Source organism: Novosphingobium sp. G106 (genome assembly GCF_019075875.1).
Taxonomy (GTDB): domain Bacteria; phylum Pseudomonadota; class Alphaproteobacteria; order Sphingomonadales; family Sphingomonadaceae; genus Novosphingobium.
This window is the reverse complement of record NZ_JAHOOZ010000002.1, coordinates 311416-324058: the sequence shown is the minus strand read 5'-3', so window position 1 is coordinate 324058 and position 12643 is coordinate 311416. Positions and strand designations below refer to the sequence as shown.

Below are 12643 nucleotides of genomic sequence, written 5' to 3'. Positions count from 1 at the left end.
CGAGGCGAGGATGGAGGCCAAATGAAGCGGGCGCTGGCAACTAGCAATGAACATCAGGTCACCTGAGCTGCGCTGTCCGCGTTGGGCGCCTTGCAATCGACGCCCATGATACACAGAAATTGTTAATGCCCTGAAGCGCCTAGAGCCCATCAGAGAAGGCAGTTTGAAGCGCGGTTTTACGCATTGCTCACTCTTCCAGCAGGCTGCGCAGCATCCAAGCTGTTTTCTCGTGGACATCTAGGCGCTGGGTTAGAAGGTCCGCTGTGGGTTGATCGTTTGCGGCTCCCACCGTCGGGAATAATTGGCGGGCCGTGCGTGCCGTTGCTTCTTGCGCGTCGACGAGGTGCCGCACCATCTCCATCGCTTTGGGCACTCCATCTACCTCTTGAATCGAAGCGAGTGCCGCAAATTCTTTGTAAGTGCCCGGGGCGGGGAAGCCGAGAGCACGGATCCTTTCAGCGATCAAATCCAGTGCCGTCCATTGCTCAGTGTACTGCTGCATAAACATGAGATGCAATGTGTTGAACATTGGGCCCGTGACGTTCCAGTGGAAGCTGTGGGTCATGAGATAGAGCGTGTAACTGTCAGCTAGCAGCCGTGACAATCCGTTGCTGATATTCTCGCGCTCCTCGTGGGAGAGTCCTATATTGATGGCCATTGGCTGCCTCCTTATCGAAATGTACGTTGCCATGTCGGGCAGGAATCGAACGACTCGGCAATATATCACTTTTCTCAACTCTTTATGGGAGTCATGTTGACCTCAGGCGAGCGTGAGTCCACCCTTTGCTGGATTCCTGGATTGACCGAGCTCTGCCTGCCGGATAGCCACCTCTGAGCTTCAGGAGTCCGCGACGACTGCTTCAGATCGGAGCTAATGTCGCCTCAGCACCCTCGTCCCAACTAAGCAAATCGGACGTTATGCCGGCAAGAAGCGGATATCTAAGGTTGCCCCAGCCGATTTTTGCGGGTTTCTTGAGGCGGTCTCATCTGGGCTTAACTTGGGCGTTAGGTCATGAGAATGCCCAGGAAATGGCGACCAACGCTAGAAATGCGGTGATCGTGAACAAAGCTATCGGATGCTGCGGCGCAGTCAGCATTGCCCGGTGGTCACGTAAGAATTCAGCAAACTTGCCCGCCAACTGGTCGTCGGCGGTGATTAGCGCCTGATCCAATATCGGCAGATAAGGCATGAGTTCGATTAGGTTTGCCAGTTCCTGCTCGCTTAATCGAGGGTAACGATTGAGCAAGCTTCCGACTTGTAATGCCGCGCCTGAGCGCGGCCTCAACCGACCATATGAGGTTGCCATTTTGTGTGTCCTTTTCTGCGGACGCGCGCTTTCAATAGTAAGCGACCGCGTCGGCCAACGGAGTTCCGCCTGACGTGGAAACTGCTCAAATCCGCGCGGTGCGAGTCTGCTAGCCTTCCCTGTGCGCCTCAAGCCGGACGCTTGCGCTGGCGTGGCGCGCGTCCGGCTAGTTGCCGAACATCAGGCGCTGCGGCTCCCGAGGAGCTAAGAGAAGAAAACTAGGCATCATTATCGATATGGCCCGTTCAAGGAGGAAATCAACATCCCGGAGTAAAAACCAAGGCAGATTAAACAACGCATAAACGAAACATGTTAATTAAAGCGATGTGTTAATGTCGTCTTAAGACAAACCTCGGCAGTATTCTATTCAATCTAGGCCTTTTTATCGCACTACAAGAACTGGAATATGGCCATGCGATACCACTTCGTAGGTCTTGCTGCCTAGTATCAGGCGTCCCAAACCTCTACGGCCGTGTGACCCCATGATGATGAGATCGCAATTAAGTGACTTCGCGGTTGCAAGGATCGCTTCCGCGGGCTGGGCATCTGCGACGTGCAATGTCTCGACCGCGATGCCTACCCGATCGGCCGACGCCTTCACCGCAGTCAATGTCGCGGTTGCCCTCTCGCGTTGAGAAGCTTCATAACTGCCCAACAGTGCCTCGCCTGGGACAAGGGCGAACTCTCCACCGGTAATTGGAAACGGCTCGGTCACAGTGATTATCGTAGCGCGAGCGCCGAGGGCCTTAGCCAGCGAGAGCCCGTGCTCCACACCTTTTTCGCCCACGTCTGAGTCATCGGTTGCGATAAGAAGGTGTTTGTACATCATTGTTTCCTTTTCGAAGTTTTCAGGACATCTTGCGAGTCGCGGACGAGATGAAACTGTACTACTTTGACTAAGTGTGTCCCGAACATATTGCGTCCACAGCGTCAGGCGTCGAGGGGGCGGCAAGCAAGGACTCGCTTTTGAAAACTCTAAGTCCCGATCGTGTGGTGCCCTTCCAGTCTCGATCGCTGGCTGGCCACAACGAGCATGCTGATGGCCATCATACTAGCTATAGCTGCACGCCGTGCTCGCACACAGTGCATCATCATTCCCTACCCAACTGCAATTGCCCCGCCCAATCGTGCGCAGTACAAAATGCTGCGGCGCTCGATCCTCATATTTCATCCCGCTCAGTTTACGATCGTGGCGCGTCCACTATATTGGACGTGCCACGATCGATAGTTTCATCCTCGAAAGGGTAATGCCGGCCATGAACAATAGCTTTAAGCTCACAGGCCGTCTGATCGCTGCGGCGCGCGCCCTCGTAGGCGTGGGCCGGGCGGACTTCGCGAGCGCCGCGGGCATATCAGTTGCCGCTCTGCAGCAGATCGAGCGCGGCGGGAGCGCTTGGATCGGATCAGATCCGGAGGTTGAGGCGATAGCTCGCGCGCTCGAATACTTTGGCGTGATTGTCGTCGACGAATCCGACGGTATGGGAAAGGGCGTCAGACTGAAATTCACGCGCCAGGACGTGCGGCAGATTGCGCGATTGGAAGGCGAAGGCGGTATTATCGGCTCAGACGATGCACCCTAAAATGCTCGCCGGCCAGGACATCGTTCCAGTCCGGATGTATCTTGAAGGCGGCCCCTACGTAGGAGCATCGCGGTTCGATCTTGAACTCGTGCTCGCGGGCATCGGATATCAGGGCATCGACGAGCGCAGCGGCGACACCCCGACCTGCGAGCTCCGGCGGTACGATGGTGTGCTCAGCGATCCTTGTCCCATCGCGCATTATCCAGGTCAATCGACCGAAAAGGTTGCTGCCGGCAACGTGAGCTCTGTACTCGCCGGCCTGCGCCGAACCACGGCGCGTGATTGTCAGGCCTTCCATTTGCAGGCGAACTCCGCGTCTAACGTGAGGGGCAAAGGCGGTTATGCGGCGTAAGCCCCGAGCGAGGGACGGATTAGTCGATGCCGTGCCCTAGTGCGGTGAGCGCGGCGCGGATAAGAAAATGGCGATCCGCACGATCGAGCGTCTGATCGGCAAAAATTTCATGCCGCATACGGCTCGCGACACGCCTGATCTCGCCGCGGCTGGGCGCGCGTGCTTCGACGAGGCACGCGGTAATCGCGGGATAATATGTCCTCATGCGTTTTCTCCGATGTGGAGGATGATGCTCTAGCTCATTCGTCATGATACCGGCTGCGCCGCACGGCCAGCGATGGTGGCCAGCAATTCGTCCAGTTTGACCGGAAAGGGAAATACGATCGTGTTGCTGCGCTCGTTTGCGATCACGTTCAGGGTCGAAAGATAGCGTAGCTGCATCGCGCCGGCGTCGCGGCTGAGGATCTGCGCGGCCTCGACCAGCTTCTGTGCCGCCTGCTGCTCGCCTTCGGCGTTGATCACCTTTGCCCGGCGTTCGCGCTCTGCTTCTGCCTGCCTGGCAATCGCCCGGACCATCGATTCGTCGATGTCGACATGTTTGATCTCGACGTTGGCGACCTTGATGCCCCAGGCATCGGTCTGCGCGTCGAGGATTTCCTGGACGTCGGCGTTCAGGCGATCCCGCTCGGCAAGGAGTTCGTCGAGTTCGTGCTTGCCGAGGACCGACCTCAGGGTGGTCTGGGCGAGCTCGCTGGTAGCCTGCATGAAGTTTTCGACCTGGATCGTTGCACGTTCGGGATCCACGACCCGGAAGTAGATGACGGCGTTGACCTTAACCGAGACGTTGTCCTTCGAAATGACATCCTGAGTGGGCACGCTGTGGACGATGGTTCGCAAATCCATGCGCACCAGTTGCTGGATCAGTGGCACCAGCAGGATGAGGCCCGGGCCTTTGACGCCGGAAAAGCGGCCGAGCGTGAAGACCACGCCGCGCTCATATTCGCGTAATATCCGGATCGCGCTGAGGAGGAGGAGAACAACCAGGACGAGAAGAGCGGCCACCGCGATCAGCACAGGGTTTTCAAGGATGTTCATGGCACTCTCCTTCACGATTTGATCAGGTCACCGCGTTGCCCCATCGTTTCGGGCGCCCTCAACGTGCAAAGTGAGCCCGTCGATACCGGTTACTCTTGCGTGGCCGCCGGGGGTCAGCTGGCCGCCCTTCGCGCGCCAGCGTTCGCCATGAACAAGAACATGGCCGCAGTCTCCGCTCCAGCTCAGAACGGGTCCGGTCATGCCGAGCAAGGCTTCGGTGCCTGTGCGGATTCGCCGCCGCCGCGCCGATAGGCCCATCACCATCAACAGTCCGGCGGCAACGAGCGCGGTCAGTCCGGCAATCAGGACAGCTGGTGCGCTGATCATCGCGGCCGCTTCTGGATGGTAGAGGATCGCCGCGCCGCCGATGACCCCGCTGAGGCCGAGCAGCGCGACAATTCCGTGCGAAGGAGATGAAAGTTCGCTTGCGATCAACAGCATGCCGATGGCGATCAGAATGATCGCGCTTGTACTGAGCGGAAGAATTACATTCAGCATCGTTCGTCCTCGCCAAGTCAGGCAAGACCAGATCATCCAAAGGATTCAGCTCGCCCGGTCGTGAAGGCGCTGCATTTTTCATATTTCCAGCAGCGAGTTTGAAGAGTGCGCTTGGGTTTTCTATTAAGCAAACGAGATATAATGCCGGTTGAGTGCAAAGAATTTGCGGTTAAGGTCTCAGCCAGGCGGGAGCGACGTATATCCGCCGCATGATTCCTAACCGGATGCGGTCCTCCCCCTGAAATTTAGGCCCGACTTCCGCCCGCGCTGGCACCCCCCTTGCTCGGACCAGGACGATGCCAAATCCGTCCCATTCGGTCAGGGCTTGGTCGAAACCGAGCCAGCCTGCCAGCACCGCGACGCCGGGCTGTGTCATTAGATAGGCCGATGATCAGCCGCGAAAATGACGCAGAGAATAGACTAGCAGGCCCATGCCGATCACCTGACTGCCGAACATCAATGGCCGCTTGGGTCCATCAGGAGGAAGAGCGGCATCAAATGACGCTGGAAGCCTTGGAGGATGTGGATGCCGGTCGAGTGATCGACCATCAGGCGATCCAGGCGTGGGCTGATAGCCTTGGAACGGATACGCCGCTGCCCGCCGACTAAATGAAAATCCACTGGACCTCCAAGGCCTCGTCGGACCTCGTACGCCTCCATGAACATCTCAAACCCGTGGCGGCCGACGCTGCGGCTCGCATCGTCCAGCAGCTCGCCCACGTCCTATTCGTTTGCTCGATTATCCCAGGATTGCGAGAAGGTGGAAGCTTATGAACCGCGTGAGGTCCGCCGGATCATCGTTGGCAATTATGAGATGCGCTATGAAATCGCGGGTGGGACGATCTTCGTTCTGCGGCTTTGGCATTGCCAGAGGTGGATAGCAGCCGGCGCGCTGGCGGAGTGCGGTTGCTCACCCCTCGCTCTCTGGAGGCAACGATGCTGTTAGACAAGCTTGGTGGTCTGGGACTGTGCCATGCAATTCCTCTCGCTTGAAACTAAGGTGGCAAAATGCTACCTAGTGACCGGGAGGTAATCCATGGCCCAGTCCATCAAACTTGGCGACGATATCATGAGCATCGTGCGCCGCGAATCCGAGTTGCAGAGCCGCTCGATCGCCGGCCAGATCGCCCATTGGGTGCGTATCGGTCGCGCTATCGAGAAATCCGGGAATTTCGATCATGCCCGCATCACCGCGGCGCTTGCGGGCGACATCGCGACGACTGAGCTCACCGACGAAGAGAAGGATGTCTGGCTAGACAGCTTTGTCGAGAAAATGGGGCAACCCGGGCCTGACGAGGATGCTTTCTTCGCCCGGCGGCGACAACTCGGGCTGGGTGTTGGTCTCGATGCAGCCGGCAACCTCGTGCGTGAGAAAGCCGCCCGTAACGCATGAAGCCAACGATGATCGTGCTTGCCGGGCCCAACGGTGCCGGCAAGTCCACATTATACGCGGCCCGCATCGCGCCGAGTTTCGCGGGGCTCTTCATCAACGCCGACATCATCCAGCGTGACGAATTGCGCGATCCGTCACCGACTGCGTCTTACAAAGCGGCCGACATCGCCTCTTCACGCCGGGGGGATTGCCTCGCTCAAGGCCGGGATTTCGTGACGGAGACCGTCTTTTCGCACCCCTCGAAGCTTGAACTCATCGACGAAGCACGCACCAGAGGCTTCACCGTCATAGTGATGCATGTCGGCGTTGATACTCCAGATCTCTCTGTCGCGCGTGTCGGGGCACGCGTCGAGGAGGGCGGACATATCGTCCCCGAGGACAAGATCCGTACCCGTTATGGTCGCGGCGCGCCTTTCATCCGCGCCGCGGTTCTCAAAGCAGATCGCGGCATGGTCTTTGACAATTCGCGCCTGAACCAGCCGCCGAGCCATTGCCTGACATTTGCGAATGGGCGGTTGGTCTACGCAGTGCCACGCCTACCTGGTTGGATCAGATCGGCCTACCAGACCGATCTCTATATTTAAGATCGCAGTCGGGTGAGACGGTGGCCCGCGCTTAGCGCCGGAAGAACCAGCGTCAGTATCGATTGAGGCGCTCGTACTGGTCGCGGTATTGCTGCGAGCGAGTAATCCTGAGCCCATTTAGGCCCGATCGCTCAACGCCCCGTTGCCACGAAGCAAACTCCTCGAGCGTCAGATAATAGCGCTCGCAAGCCTCGTCGATCGTTAGGAGCCCCCCACCTACCGCGGCGACGACCTCGGCCTTGCGGCGCACTACCCACCGAGCAGTGTTGGGCGGCGGCAGCGTTTCGAGTGATAGCGGTTCACCGAGCGGACCGATGACGACCGATGGGCGAATTTTCTGATTTTCGCGCACGGCATCCTCCTCGGCAGGGGCACACGGATAGTCCAAACTGTATTAAAGCGAGGTTAGAGAGATGGGGCCGAATCGCCCCGTCACCTCGAGCCATGAGGGTTGGACGGAGCTCGCGATCCCGTGTCCTATTGTGTCGGAGATCCGGCTACATATTTCAGACAGCTAGAGGGTCGCAATTTGGGGAAATGGGATGTCCGACGAGCCGAACATCACGAGGATGGAAGACGGGTCCCGCCGCCGAGTCCACGTGGATCCAGCCATCGAACTCGCGCCATGTCCTTTCTGTGCCTCGACCAACGTAGGCTTCTACGAGCACGTATACGCCCAGCTCTTTGCCGTGATGTGCAAACTGTGCGGCGCCGAAGGACCGCGCCGGGCCTCGCATGATGAAGCCGGTAGGCAGTGGAACAGGCGGACCAGGATTTGAACTTGAGCCTGCGGGCTTCGCGGTATGCGCGTTCAGGCTCGCCTCCTGGTTTTCGCGGCTGCCAGGAGATAGGGAGCGCGTCGGGTGTAAGCGCTTCGCGCCGTTTAACACGCCAATTCGCGCGGGCTCCATAGGAACAGGCGGTATGCACGGCATACTTTTGGCCGATCCTGGCTTGCCAGGAAATGAAGGAACACCCCGCCTTCCCGCATCTGCATCACCAAAATGGGCCGATGTTTTGGCCGATGTGAGTGTCCGCTGCTGACAGGTGGGAGGCGATGTCGCTGCGATCCTCTTGCGCCTGTCGATCTCGCCCCGTTCAGCGAACGTTACGTAGAAAATCGGTATTCCCCTGCGGCCCTATGACCACTAGTGCGCCAAACCAGGGTCAGGCGTAATTAGGAATTACCCGCATGTCGGATACCCAAGACACTGAAAACACGCTCATCACTCTGACCGCCGACATCGTTGCCGCGCACGTCACCAACAACAGCGTCGCCGTGGGAGATCTCCCGCGCCTCATCGAAAACGTTTTCGGCGCGCTCAGCGGTCTGGGCGTCGAAGCCGTGGCCGCAGAAGCGCCTGCGGAACCCGCCGTTCCGATCCGCTCCTCCGTGAAGCCGGACTACATCGTCTGCCTGGAAGACGGCAAAAAGCTTAAGATGCTCAAGCGCCATCTGATGACCCACTACCAGATGACGCCCGATCAATACCGCGCGAAATGGAAGCTGCCGGCCGACTATCCGATGGTCGCGCCAAACTACGCTGAGAAGCGCCGGGCCCTCGCAAAATCGATCGGGCTTGGCCGCAAGCCAGGACAAAAGCCGAAGGCTCATGCTCTGGAAACCACGCCCTGACCGCTGCCGACAACTTCGAGACATCTCACAAGCTCGAAGCTGCCCCTTGCGTCCCATGCGTTGATCTGTAACTTCCGTCCCATCACCGGCCAAATCCGGTGGTGGGGCGTGGAAACCCCTGATCGCTAGACTCGGTCCCGTATTCGGCGGCCGGGTGGCATGCGCGCATGTCCAACTGGTTCGCCGGTAAAGGCGCATGCGCCTGCTCTAGCGATCAGGTTTCCAACACTCTCTAGCTGAGGTCCCCTCGGCTGGGGGGAGACGCCGGATATGTTTGATCAGAACATGATCTCGTTCCCTCTTCAAGGCCTGGACGGCAAGTATTGATCGACCCGAGGTGCAACACTCTCTCCGGGGTCGTGCGACAGCCTGATGGCTGATGGATCGCACGCCGCATCATGGTCCGTTCGTATCGAAGGGTGGAGCACCATCAACCAGGCACAGGGTCATCGCTGCCCTAAGTTGGTAAAATCGGCGTCTCCGGTCCCTCCGCCTCCCGGGAGGATCGTGCCATCCGCGTCCAGGCGGATGGATCTCGTATCAGGCCCGCGCCCCCTGCATCATCTGGCGATGCGGCTCGACGGTCTCGGTCTTGAACTGGAAGTGCGTGCCGTCGCGCCAGATGCCGAACATGATGACGGCCAGTTTGCGGGCAACAGCGATCTTGGCCTTGTTGTAGCCGACCTTTTTCGATAGGCGAACGCCCCAGTCCTTGAGCGAGCTGAAGGTCTTGGTCGCAGACATGATGACCGTGGCGGCGCCGACGAGGTGAGTTCGCGTCAACCGGTTGCCCATTTTGCTGATCGAGCCCTTATGCAGCGTCTCGCCGGACTGGCTGATCTTCGGCGTGAGGCCGAGATAGGCGGCAACGTCGTCGCAGCGCCGGAACCGCGTCGGGTCTTCGATCGCGGTGTAGAAGGACAGCGCGGTGATCGCGCCGACGCCGGGAATCTCAAGGAAGCGCCGGCACACCGGATGCTCCTTCGCCAGCATCTCCAGTTCCGCCTCGATGCGATCGGCCTCGATCCTGAACTCCTCGCAGAGCTTGAGGATGGGTAGGACGCGCGGGCGCATATTGATGCCCTCCTGATCCTGGATGATGAGCATTTGCTGCATCACACGCTCGCGGAACGTCGCGGAGGATTGTGCGCCGGGTTCGACGCGACCCCCATAGACGCGCAGCAAGCCGCGGATCATGGCTTCGGTCTCCACGCGTTGTTGGACGAGGCGGTGCCGCATGATGATCTGCGCCCTGACTTCGAAGCAGGCCGCGCTCTTCACATAGACTTCGGTCAGATATTCCCGACCTGTCCGCGTGATCTCGGCGAGGCCGCGCGCATCGTTGGTGTCGGTCTTGTTGCGCTTGATCGACAAGACCTTCTTACATTGTAGGGCATCGAGCATGGTGACGCGATAGCCGAGCCGTCTCAGGCTGGTGGTCAGATGCGTCGCCATCGCGCCCGACTCCAGCCCGATCATCGCTATGTTCGTTTTGAAGTTCTTCGAGAAATAGCGCCCCATCTCGGTCGCGTTCGACTTAACCGAGCATTGGTGGACGACCTTGCCGTCGCTATCGACAACACAGACAGCCGTCGATCGCAAACCAACATCGAGGCCGATCCAAACACGCCCGCGCGCCGGGTCCACTTCGGCAGCTTCCTTCAGCGCCAGGATAGCGGGATTGGTGATCTTCTTCGCCATTACGTCCTCCTTCACGCACGATACCGATCGCGGCATCATGCCCGCTGAAGGAGAAAAAAGACCTCAGCTAAACCGCACCCGGCTTCGCCGGTCCGCCCCAAAAACTTGGAGGACCGACGTGCTTGAAATCCATTTCAGGAAACCAATCCCCTTGCCGGAGCTGGACGCCGAGCTGCGTGCATTTGCGCGATTGCTCGCGAAAGAACAGTTCGACGTAGCCTCGAACCTGACAATCACGCTGCAACCCATGCGGTCAGGCGAACCGGTCGCGATTGTTCACCCGGGTTCTGACATCCCTGTGACTACGATTACCTGCGAAAGCCGGCTGGCTAAGCCGCGCCGGACCAAATCTTAGTCGAATACAAAATGCCTGTTTTCTGGCCAGAGACATCACGCTGGCGAAGCGGCGGCTACGTGGCAGGCACGACCCGAGTGGTCTGCAACCCAGCAGGGTACTGTCCGAGAACTCGTCAAGGACGACTTGAAAACCAGGCATTCGACGAACGGCTCGTCGTAGTAATTTAGACTGGGAGCAGTATCATGACGAGTACGAATGCAGGGAAGAATGAAAGTGCCGAACAAGCCAAAGCTCTGCAGGCGCAGGCATCGGCGGACGGACTGCGCTTCGAGGCCTATCTGCCGCCCGACCTCGCGGTTCGGGTTCTGAGCCTCGTCGAAGGACACCTCATTGACGACCCATCTGAGGCTGTCTTTGTTTTCTTGCGGGAGCAGTGGGAGTTGGAGCAGCACCGCGACCTTTTAGAGGAGTTACTCCGAAGGAAAGCTCGCGGTGCCCGTCCACTCCGCGAGGTGATCGCCGAACTACGTGAGCGTGCTGCGTCGGCGCCGGCGCCGGCGCGCTGGGAGAATGTCAGCAGTAGTAGCGAGGAAAAGCTCTGAGGTGGCGACGTGATCGGAGCGGATCCTGTTCAGGTCAACAGTGAGTTGGCCTTGCCCGATAACCGCCGGCGCCTGAGCGCTCCCGCAATCCGAACCTTCGTTGCGATCGCGGACCTTTGGGGCCTGTCTGCCGAGCAGCGCCGCGCGCTGCTCGGCGATCCGTCGCCTTCGGCCTTCTACTATTGGCGTCGCAGGGCGCGTGAACATGGTTCGTTGAGGCTGCCTGTGCGAAGGATGATTGTGGCATCCACTGACTAAAACGTCATCTCCCCCCTGCCTAGCGGCACGAGCGGGCGACGGCGATTGCCGGCCCAAAAGACATTTTGCGCGTCCCGTAATCGTGTAGACCGCATGCCTCTGGCCGCCACGATTGAAGTGATCCACCCGGTAGCCCTGATAGTGCCGCCGCAGCAGGCCCGCCTTGACCAACTCGGTGACGGCCCGGCTCAGATTGGTCTTGGCTGAGGCGCGAACCCTGTCGCGGACCTCACCTTCAATCACGGCAAGAGCTTTGGCCGGGTCTGTCGGCAGATGCCCGCTGTTTTCGAGTTCGCCGCGTACGCGCGCCATCAGGGCCTGTCGCTTGGGGTCCCTGCCTCCCATGGGAGTGAGCGCGTCGCTAAGCCAATCGCGCAATGGCATCAGACTATTGTCGCCGCGGACATGCGGGCCGGCGCTACCGTCCGCCCGGGCGACATCGGCGATCAGGTTCAGCAGCATAAAGGCATAGCGCGGACGCGTGCTCACCTTGGCGAGCTGATCGAGCAATAGCGACAGATCGCTGGTTTGCCTCGGGGCCGACTGGATCGCGCTGACAAACATAACGAGTATGAATGGAGCACAGATCATGAATCATGTGAATCCCCTTTCGTATTCGTTCGCCGTATTTGTGCGCTTTGTCGAGCGCGACACTTTACCCGAGGGCAAAGTGTCATTGCCGACAATGCGGCGCTAGAAGCTGGCCGCCTCTGTGCCGTTTCCCCAACTTGAATTTCGGGCTGCGGCTGTGCGCGCTCAATCCGTCACTTGTGGTCGTGTGACATGGGTTGCCCACCCGGAGGGGGCATACTCGGAATTCTTCGTCTTCCTCTCCGTATCCGGCCCCTCGGTCAGAATGGAGTTTCACAGCTCAGAAGGGGGTACGCAGGTCAGTTTACCTACAAGCAAGCCCAATCAGAAAAAATATCAGAAAAACGTTTAAAATCAGATCATGAGAGCGTCGAGAATGTCTCGAACATGTTTCATTCCCGCTAGTCCCGCCGTGGCCATGTATTCTACCGGCGTCTGGCCCGATAGCTGTTCGCTGGGCGCATGCATCCACTCGGCCGGCGACAGATTGATCTGACCATTGAAAGTCAGGCCTTCCAGCCTCTGCTCGATCCCGATCAAAAAGCTGATCCGCGAAATCTGATCCTCGCTAAGCTCCTTGGGCATCCGGTTTGCCGTCATCGTTAGGATCGCGGCGCTCTCGGCTTCGGACAGCTCGAGCATCTCGATTATACGCGGGTAGAGCTTCAACGCGATGGGCGAGATGCGTTCGATGTCCGCGGGCGTTCGTGGATGCGAGTTAGTCATCGCTTTGTACTGCTGTATATTTCAAACACGCGCAATTCGCTTCGGGATCGGCTTGGTGGGCACAGTGACAACCCGAGGCGAC

General features: G+C 59.0%; 18 protein-coding genes and 1 pseudogene. 7 read left to right on the top strand and 12 right to left on the bottom strand.

All coding sequences use genetic code 11. From position 1 onward, the window contains the following. Positions 1-187: 187 nt before the first annotated feature. From KRR38_RS31690 to KRR38_RS31680, 3 genes are all read right to left on the bottom strand, one after another. Entirely contained in the window at positions 188-658 is a 471-nt protein-coding gene (locus KRR38_RS31690; protein ID WP_217407798.1) for a Dps family protein, read from the bottom strand. Positions 659-1010: 352 nt separating this feature from the next. After that, entirely contained in the window at positions 1011-1307 is a 297-nt protein-coding gene (locus KRR38_RS31685; RefSeq protein WP_217407797.1) for a hypothetical protein, read from the bottom strand. A 382-nt stretch (positions 1308-1689) separates the two neighbouring features. Further along, complete coding sequence (locus KRR38_RS31680; RefSeq protein ID WP_217407796.1) at positions 1690-2133, bottom strand: universal stress protein; 444 nt, start codon at positions 2131-2133, stop codon at positions 1690-1692. Positions 2134-2554: 421 nt separating this feature from the next. Here KRR38_RS31680 and KRR38_RS31675 point away from each other — a divergent pair, with 421 nt between their 5' ends. Beyond that, positions 2555-2887: a helix-turn-helix domain-containing protein gene (locus tag KRR38_RS31675; protein ID WP_254515809.1), complete on the top strand. Its 333-nt coding sequence runs from the start codon at positions 2555-2557 to the stop codon at positions 2885-2887. On the opposite strand, the gene KRR38_RS31670 is transcribed toward KRR38_RS31675, so the two are convergent. The 5 genes from KRR38_RS31670 to KRR38_RS31650 all read right to left on the bottom strand — a co-directional run bounded on the left by KRR38_RS31670 (position 2862) and on the right by KRR38_RS31650 (position 5492). Then, a complete protein-coding gene (locus KRR38_RS31670) occupies positions 2862-3086 on the bottom strand; it encodes a GNAT family N-acetyltransferase (protein ID WP_309141231.1) in 225 nt (74 codons plus the stop codon). The two genes, KRR38_RS31675 and KRR38_RS31670, sit on opposite strands and share 26 nt — an antisense overlap. Positions 3087-3258: 172 nt before the next feature. Next, on the bottom strand, positions 3259-3444 hold the full coding sequence (locus tag KRR38_RS31665) for a hypothetical protein (RefSeq protein ID WP_217407794.1): 186 nt from the start codon (positions 3442-3444) through the stop codon (positions 3259-3261). A gap of 41 nt (positions 3445-3485) precedes the next feature. After that, complete coding sequence (locus KRR38_RS31660) at positions 3486-4253, bottom strand: slipin family protein (RefSeq protein ID WP_309141227.1); 768 nt, start codon at positions 4251-4253, stop codon at positions 3486-3488. A gap of 48 nt (positions 4254-4301) precedes the next feature. Next, positions 4302-4772 carry an NfeD family protein gene (locus KRR38_RS31655; protein ID WP_217407792.1) on the bottom strand — a complete coding sequence of 157 codons (471 nt, stop codon included), beginning with the start codon at positions 4770-4772 and terminating at the stop codon, positions 4302-4304. Positions 4773-5228: 456 nt separating this feature from the next. Next, positions 5229-5492, bottom strand: a complete 264-nt coding sequence (locus KRR38_RS31650; RefSeq protein WP_217407791.1) for a hypothetical protein — start codon at positions 5490-5492, stop codon at positions 5229-5231. Positions 5493-5808: 316 nt separating this feature from the next. On the opposite strand from KRR38_RS31650, the gene KRR38_RS31645 reads away from it, so the two are divergent. Continuing rightward, entirely contained in the window at positions 5809-6165 is a 357-nt protein-coding gene (locus tag KRR38_RS31645; RefSeq protein ID WP_217407790.1) for a ParD-like family protein, read from the top strand. An 8-nt stretch (positions 6166-6173) separates the two neighbouring features. Then, on the top strand, positions 6174-6749 hold the full coding sequence (locus tag KRR38_RS31640; RefSeq protein WP_217407789.1) for a zeta toxin family protein: 576 nt from the start codon (positions 6174-6176) through the stop codon (positions 6747-6749). 52 nt (positions 6750-6801) lie between these two features. Here KRR38_RS31640 and KRR38_RS31635 read toward each other — a convergent pair whose 3' ends face one another. After that, positions 6802-7101, bottom strand: coding sequence for a DUF1153 domain-containing protein (locus KRR38_RS31635; protein ID WP_217407788.1), 300 nt, complete (start codon positions 7099-7101; stop codon positions 6802-6804). 190 nt (positions 7102-7291) lie between these two features. Between KRR38_RS31635 and KRR38_RS38000 the strand changes: the two genes are divergently transcribed. Both KRR38_RS38000 and KRR38_RS31625 read left to right on the top strand, forming a co-directional pair. Further along, entirely contained in the window at positions 7292-7528 is a 237-nt protein-coding gene (locus tag KRR38_RS38000) for a Lar family restriction alleviation protein (RefSeq protein WP_217407787.1), read from the top strand. 413 nt (positions 7529-7941) lie between these two features. Continuing rightward, entirely contained in the window at positions 7942-8385 is a 444-nt protein-coding gene (locus tag KRR38_RS31625) for a MucR family transcriptional regulator (protein ID WP_217407786.1), read from the top strand. Positions 8386-8925: 540 nt separating this feature from the next. Here the strand turns inward: KRR38_RS31625 and KRR38_RS31620 are convergent. Further along, complete coding sequence (locus tag KRR38_RS31620; RefSeq protein WP_217403750.1) at positions 8926-10086, bottom strand: IS110 family transposase; 1161 nt, start codon at positions 10084-10086, stop codon at positions 8926-8928. Here KRR38_RS31620 and KRR38_RS31615 point away from each other — a divergent pair. Both KRR38_RS31615 and KRR38_RS31610 read left to right on the top strand, forming a co-directional pair. Beyond that, positions 10067-10441 carry a hypothetical protein gene (locus tag KRR38_RS31615; RefSeq protein WP_217407785.1) on the top strand — a complete coding sequence of 125 codons (375 nt, stop codon included), beginning with the start codon at positions 10067-10069 and terminating at the stop codon, positions 10439-10441. The genes KRR38_RS31620 and KRR38_RS31615 overlap by 20 nt on opposite strands. 185 nt (positions 10442-10626) lie before the next feature. After that, positions 10627-10986, top strand: coding sequence for a CopG family transcriptional regulator (locus KRR38_RS31610; RefSeq protein ID WP_217407784.1), 360 nt, complete (start codon positions 10627-10629; stop codon positions 10984-10986). A 270-nt stretch (positions 10987-11256) separates the two neighbouring features. Here the strand turns inward: KRR38_RS31610 and KRR38_RS31605 are convergent. Then, positions 11257-11808: pseudogene (locus KRR38_RS31605) on the bottom strand (hypothetical protein); the annotation flags it as partial. 381 nt (positions 11809-12189) lie between these two features. Then, the gene (locus tag KRR38_RS31600) at positions 12190-12561 is read right to left on the bottom strand and encodes an MbcA/ParS/Xre antitoxin family protein (protein ID WP_217407783.1); all 372 of its coding nucleotides are present in this window, start codon (positions 12559-12561) and stop codon (positions 12190-12192) included. Positions 12562-12643 lie beyond the last annotated feature (82 nt).